General features: G+C 71.3%; 4 protein-coding genes and 1 pseudogene. 3 read left to right on the forward strand and 2 right to left on the reverse strand.

The genetic code is table 11. From position 1 onward, the window contains the following. Positions 1 to 980, reverse strand: a pseudogene (locus DQW85_RS43940) (hypothetical protein); the annotation flags it as partial. A gap of 151 nt (positions 981 to 1,131) precedes the next feature. Then, complete coding sequence (locus DQW85_RS00375) at positions 1,132 to 2,250, reverse strand: CPBP family intramembrane glutamic endopeptidase (protein ID WP_113698498.1); 1,119 nt, start codon at positions 2,248 to 2,250, stop codon at positions 1,132 to 1,134. A 176-nt stretch (positions 2,251 to 2,426) separates the two neighbouring features. Between DQW85_RS00375 and DQW85_RS00380 the strand changes: the two genes are divergently transcribed. The 3 genes from DQW85_RS00380 (at position 2,427) to DQW85_RS00390 (ending at position 5,055) form a co-directional block, all read left to right on the forward strand. After that, positions 2,427 to 3,656: an RNA-guided endonuclease InsQ/TnpB family protein gene (locus DQW85_RS00380; protein WP_113698499.1), complete on the forward strand. Its 1,230-nt coding sequence runs from the start codon at positions 2,427 to 2,429 to the stop codon at positions 3,654 to 3,656. A 128-nt stretch (positions 3,657 to 3,784) separates the two neighbouring features. Next, positions 3,785 to 4,513, forward strand: a complete 729-nt coding sequence (locus DQW85_RS00385) for a hypothetical protein (protein WP_113698500.1) — start codon at positions 3,785 to 3,787, stop codon at positions 4,511 to 4,513. Next, positions 4,510 to 5,055: a DUF6529 family protein gene (locus tag DQW85_RS00390; RefSeq protein ID WP_113698501.1), complete on the forward strand. Its 546-nt coding sequence runs from the start codon at positions 4,510 to 4,512 to the stop codon at positions 5,053 to 5,055. Before DQW85_RS00385 ends, DQW85_RS00390 begins: the two co-directional genes overlap by 4 nt. Positions 5,056 to 5,159: the final 104 nt, after the last annotated feature.

Below are 5,159 nucleotides of genomic sequence, written 5' to 3' on the forward strand. Positions count from 1 at the left end.
GGGCCCGAGGCGACGAGCAGGTCCGGCCTGGTGGGCCGGCCCGCGGGAGGCCGCCCCACGCGCCGCACCCCGTCCTCGGCCCCGGTCTCGCCGTCGCCGCCTTCCCTGCCTTCGTCGCCTGTCCCGCTGCTTGCCTCGCCCCTTGTCCTGTCCCCGTCCCCGTCCCCGTCCTCGTCCCCGTCCCCGTCCTCGTCGTCAACGGCCCACCCCGCCGTTCGGGGGGAGGCACCCGGGTAAGCGGCGGCCTCGTCTCGGGCGGACGGGTCGTCTGGCAGGTACGGGTCGTCTCGGGCTGGTGGGTCGTCTGGCGGGTACGGGTCGTTCTCTGTGTGCGCTTCGTCGCGCGGGTGGGGGTCCTCGGCCGTGGGGCGCTCGGGGTCGGTGGCCGGGTCGGTGGCCGGGTCCGTGGCCACCGGGACGGCGAGGGGCATGCGGTATGCCGGCGTCCGGACGTCCTCGCCTGGTGCGGGCTGCTCCGGCGGGGCGTCGGGGCCCACCTTCCGGCGGGGGGATCCCGGCTCGGGGCGGGGCGGGCCGCTGGCGACGAGCTGGTCGGGGCGGTTCACCACCCGACGTGGCCTGCGGGGCTGCTCCGGCTCCTCCTCGGCGCCCGGGGAGGTGTACGGCCTGCGTCCCTTGGGCGGCTCCTGGGGCTCGTCCTCGGGGATGGGCGACGAGAACGGCGGCATACCCCAGGGGGACGCCAGCGGTAAGCCCCTGGCCCGATCGTCGGTCGGCCCCGGCGGCGAGTGCCGGATCCGCGGCTCGTGAGCGGAGGCGTGGAAGTCCGGAGTGCGCCTGCCCGAGCTGCCCTGATCCTGGTCCTGGCTCTGGCCCTGGTTCTGGTCCTGGCCCTGGTTCTGGTCCTGCTGCTGTGACGTGTCCTGGTCGGGGGTGTGCTGGTCTGGGGGCGCGTCTTCTGGACGCGGGTCGTCGTCACCCGGCGGTCGCCGTGGTAGGTCGCTGGGGCCGGAGGCCACGCGGCGCACCTCCTAGTCGAGCTGATCGAGCTGATCTAGCTGGTCGAGCGAGTCGAACGGGGTCAGCAGGGCTCCCCAGAGAACAGACCAGCATGCCTGAGCCGGAATGGCGAGACCTCTCTAGCGAGATTTACCAGACCTCCCGCCGGACTTATGGAGAAACAGGCTCTATTGACCGTTTTTTCGCCAGATACAGTGTCCCCGCGGCGAAGACCGACAGCTGCACCACCGTACCCGCCAGCGACTGCCACGGCACCTCACCCTGTCGCAGGGCGTCCTCCAGTTGCCCCGCCGCGGCGCTCAGTCCGAAGGCCACCATGTTGTTGACCACGTGCAACGCGATGGGCGCCTCCAACCCCCCGGTCCGTACGGCCAGCCACCCCATGACCACGCCGAAGCTGAACACGTCGATCAGCCCCACCCACGTGTACCCGTGCAGCGAGGCGAACACCACGGACCCGATCACGATGCCCCACACCGGGTTCCGCAGGTGCGCTCCGAACGCCTGCAGCACCCACCCGCGGAAGATGTACTCCTCGGCCGCGGCCTGGAAGGGAACCACCAGCACGATGACGACCAGGGCGGGCACCAGGACTCCCCACCCCGCCCACCCGAACACGGCGGAGACGTCTCCCCCCGTCGCCGCCAGCGCCACCACCTGCGCGCCCTGGCCGAGCACCAGCGCCAGGACGGCCAGCCCGCAGCACCACAGCAGCCACGACCAGCGCAGCCGCCCGCGCACCGACGACAGGGTCCCCGGCCTGCGTCGCTGGATGAGCGCCGCCGTTCCGAACACCACGGGCAGCACCAGCGCGATCGACAAGAGCAGCACCACAAGCGAGAACACCGGGTCGCCGAACAGCTCGTCGGGCCGCAGCGGCGCAGGAATGCCGACGATCGACGCGATCGTCGCGCCGGCGACCACCACTATCACGCTCACCAGCACGAACCCGCAGGCCAGCACCAGCGTGCCGACGATCTGCCGCCACAGGCGGGCCTCCGGGGTCCTGGCGAGATGGTCGTAGCGGGCGCCGCGGGGCGTGGGCAGGAACCAGGACGGGGGCTTCGCCGGCGGATAGGGGTAAGGGGCCGGAGCCGGGTACGCGGGCCCGCCGGGCTGCTGTGAATACGGCTGCTGGGCATACGGCTGCTGCGGGTAGCCAGGCGGCGGGTACCCAGGGGGCGGGTAGGCGGGCCGCGGGTGGGAAGGCGCCGGTCCGCCCTGCGGCGGCGTGCCGTACGGGTCCGGGGGTCCTGGGTTCTCCTCCATCAGATTCTCCCGAGGGGACCGTCGCCTTCAGGCGACGGGGGAATCGGGAGCGGGAGGGCCGCCAAGGCCCGAGCGTGCGGTGACCTGTCAGATCCGCGCATCACAGTCTCCTTCCGGGATTTCGTCGGTACCGGCCGATAGCGTTGATCAGTCTGGTCAGAGTTGAGGAGGTGGGCGTGCGCAGGTCGTTCAAGTTCCTGCTGCGCCCTACCGCCGGCCAGGTGGCGGCGCTCACGGCGTGCCTCGATGACCACCGCGACCTGTACAACGCCGCTCTGGAGCACCGTCGTACGGCCTACCGCAAGGCAGGTGTGACGGTCCGGTACGGCGAGCAGTCGGGCGAGTTGAAGCATATCCGCGCCGACGACCCTGGGGGGCAGGGCCGGTGGTCGTTCTCTTCCCAACAGGCCACGCTGCGCAGGCTGGACAAGGCCTTCCGCGCGTTCTTCGACCGCGTCAAGGCAGGCCGTCCCCCGGGCTTTCCGCGGTTCAAGGGCCGGGGCTGGTTCGACACGGTCGAGTGGCCCATGGACGGTGACGGCTGCCGGTGGGACTGCCGGCCCGAGCACCCGGCCGCGACATTCGTCCGCCTTCAGGGCATCGGGCATGTCCGCGTGCACCGGCACCGCCCTGTCAAGGGCCGGGTCAAGACGATCAGCGTCAAGCGGGAAGGCTCTCGCTGGTTCGTGGTCCTGTCGTGCGATGACGTGCCCGCCGAGCAGCTGGCCGCCACGGGCGCCGCGGTCGGGATCGACATGGGTGTCGCCTCGCTCGTCACGACGTCGGACGGGGCGCATGTGGCCAACCCTCGCCACCTCGCCGCGACAGCTGACCGGCTGGCTGCCGCGCAGCGGGACCTCGCCCGTAAGAGGCGCGGGTCGCTGGCTGCCGCGCAGCGGGACCTCGCCCGTAAGAGGCGCGGGTCCAGGCGCCGCCGTACGGCTGTGGCCCGGGTCGCGGCGCTGCACGCGAAGGTGCGGCGAGGTCGACTCGACGCGGCGCACAAGGCCGCGCTGGCGCTGGTCCGCGACTACGACGTGATCGTGCACGAGAACCTGCAGATCGCGAACATGACCCGGTCGGCATCCGGCACGATCGACGCCCCTGGTAGGAACGTCGCCCAAAAGTCCGGCCTCAACCGAAGCATCCTGGACGCGGGTTGGGGGGTGTTCCTGCAGATCCTCGCGCACAAGGCTGAAAGCGCCGGTCGAGAGCTGATCGCAGTCGATCCCCGCAACACCTCCCGCACGTGCGCCGAATGCGGGCACCGCGCACGGGAGAACCGCGTCACCCAAGCCGAGTTCGCCTGTACGGCGTGCGGACACACCGCGCACGCCGACATCAACGCGGCAACCAACATCCTCAGGGCAGGGCTTGCCCTTCGCCGGGCTGCGGAAGCGGCCTAGCGAGAAGCCGCCCCATTTAGGAGGCGGAGGAGTCACTCTGGACTTCCGATGCGCAATAGTTCACAGACGGCCCGCCGATTTGGGCGGATGCTCGGTGCGTAAGCATCTCGACCCTGGGAGCAGATCGAATGTCAAGGCTGGGACCTGTCATCACCCTGGCGGCCGGCGCCGTGCTCGCCGCCGGGCTGGGTGTCGCCAGCGTCACCGCGACACCGGCGGCGAACCCGACCGCCGCCACCAACGACACCGCGAACGACCCGCCCGAGGAGAACACCGGCCAGAACGGCGATGAGAACGGAGCCACGGCGGCGGCCGAGCCGTCCGCGCAGCCCTCCCCGACCGAGAGCCGCCCGGCGGCGGCCGGAGTCAGGGCGGACTACGCGGGCCGCGTCCCGGGCAACGGGGGCCTCATCGCCATCTCGGTCCGCGGGAACAAGGCCATCGGCTACTTCTGCGACGGCAGGACCGAGGCCTGGTTCAAGGGTGGCGCCGCCGGAGGCGAGGTTGACCTCAAGGGCTTCGGCGGCGCCGCGGCCGGGGCCGAGCTCGGCGGCGGCAAGGCCACCGGCTGGCTGAAGGTCGGCGGCAAGAAGTGGAACTTCGCCGCGCCCACCGTCAAGAAGCCGTCCGGCCTGTACCGGGCGACCGCGCAGGTGCGTGGCGCCAAGATCCGCGCGGGCTGGATCGTGCTCAGGCGGCCCGAGGGCGGCTTCACCCAGGTCGGCACCGCGTTCATCGACGAGACGCAGCTGCGCGTCCCCGAGCTGGACGGAGAGCGGCCGACCGCCCCCGTGACCATCGACCAGGCCACCCTCTACCCCAAGGACGTCGACGGCTTCATCCAGGAGATGCGATGACCGTTACCATGCGGCAACCGTCCCGCAGCCTCACCCCGCTGCTCGTTCCGCTGCTCGCCGGCGGCCTGGTGATGGTCGCGCTCGGCGTGTACGGGCGCGTCCACGCGCCGACCGGGTTCGCGGTGGGCCCGGCGGGCTTCTCCGCCGCCCTGCCGATGAAGGCCTGGCTGACGACGGGCGCGTTCGTGCTGGCGTTCGTCCAGGTCGTCTCCGCCCTGTCGATGTGGGGCAAACTGGGCGTGGACATCCCGCCGGCCGTGCATCGCTGGTCGGGCAGGCTGGCGTTCGTGCTGACCATCCCGGTGGCGTTCCACTGCCTGTACGCCCTGGGGCTGCAGTACGACGTGCCGCGGGTGCTCGCCCACTCGCTGCTCGGCTGCTTCTTCTACGGCGTGTTCACGGCGAAGATGCTGGCCCTGCCCAAGCGGGACACACCGGCCTGGACGCTGCCCGTGCTCGGCGGGCTGGCGTTCACCGCGCTGGTCGGGCTCTGGCTGACCTCGTCGTTCTGGTTCTTCACCACGATCGGCGTGAAGTTCTAATCCGAAAATCGGAGAGCAAGCATGCAGGACGGCAGCCAACCCCGGCGGACGACGGTGCGTCGGGGTGGGTGATCAGCTCAATTGGTCAGGCGGCCGGTTCCAGA

The sequence above is a fragment of the Nonomuraea lactucae genome (genome assembly GCF_003313395.1).
Lineage (GTDB): Bacteria > Actinomycetota > Actinomycetes > Streptosporangiales > Streptosporangiaceae > Nonomuraea > Nonomuraea lactucae.

Bases quoted from the DNA above. Each gene is read 5' to 3' on its own strand.
- DQW85_RS00375 (WP_113698498.1), bottom strand. From the start codon at position 2,250: ATGGAGGAGAACCCAGGACCCCCGGACCCGTACGGCACGCCGCCGCAG.
- DQW85_RS00385 (WP_113698500.1), top strand. From the start codon at position 3,785: ATGTCAAGGCTGGGACCTGTCATCACCCTGGCGGCCGGCGCCGTGCTC.
- DQW85_RS00390 (WP_113698501.1), top strand. From the start codon at position 4,510: ATGACCGTTACCATGCGGCAACCGTCCCGCAGCCTCACCCCGCTGCTC.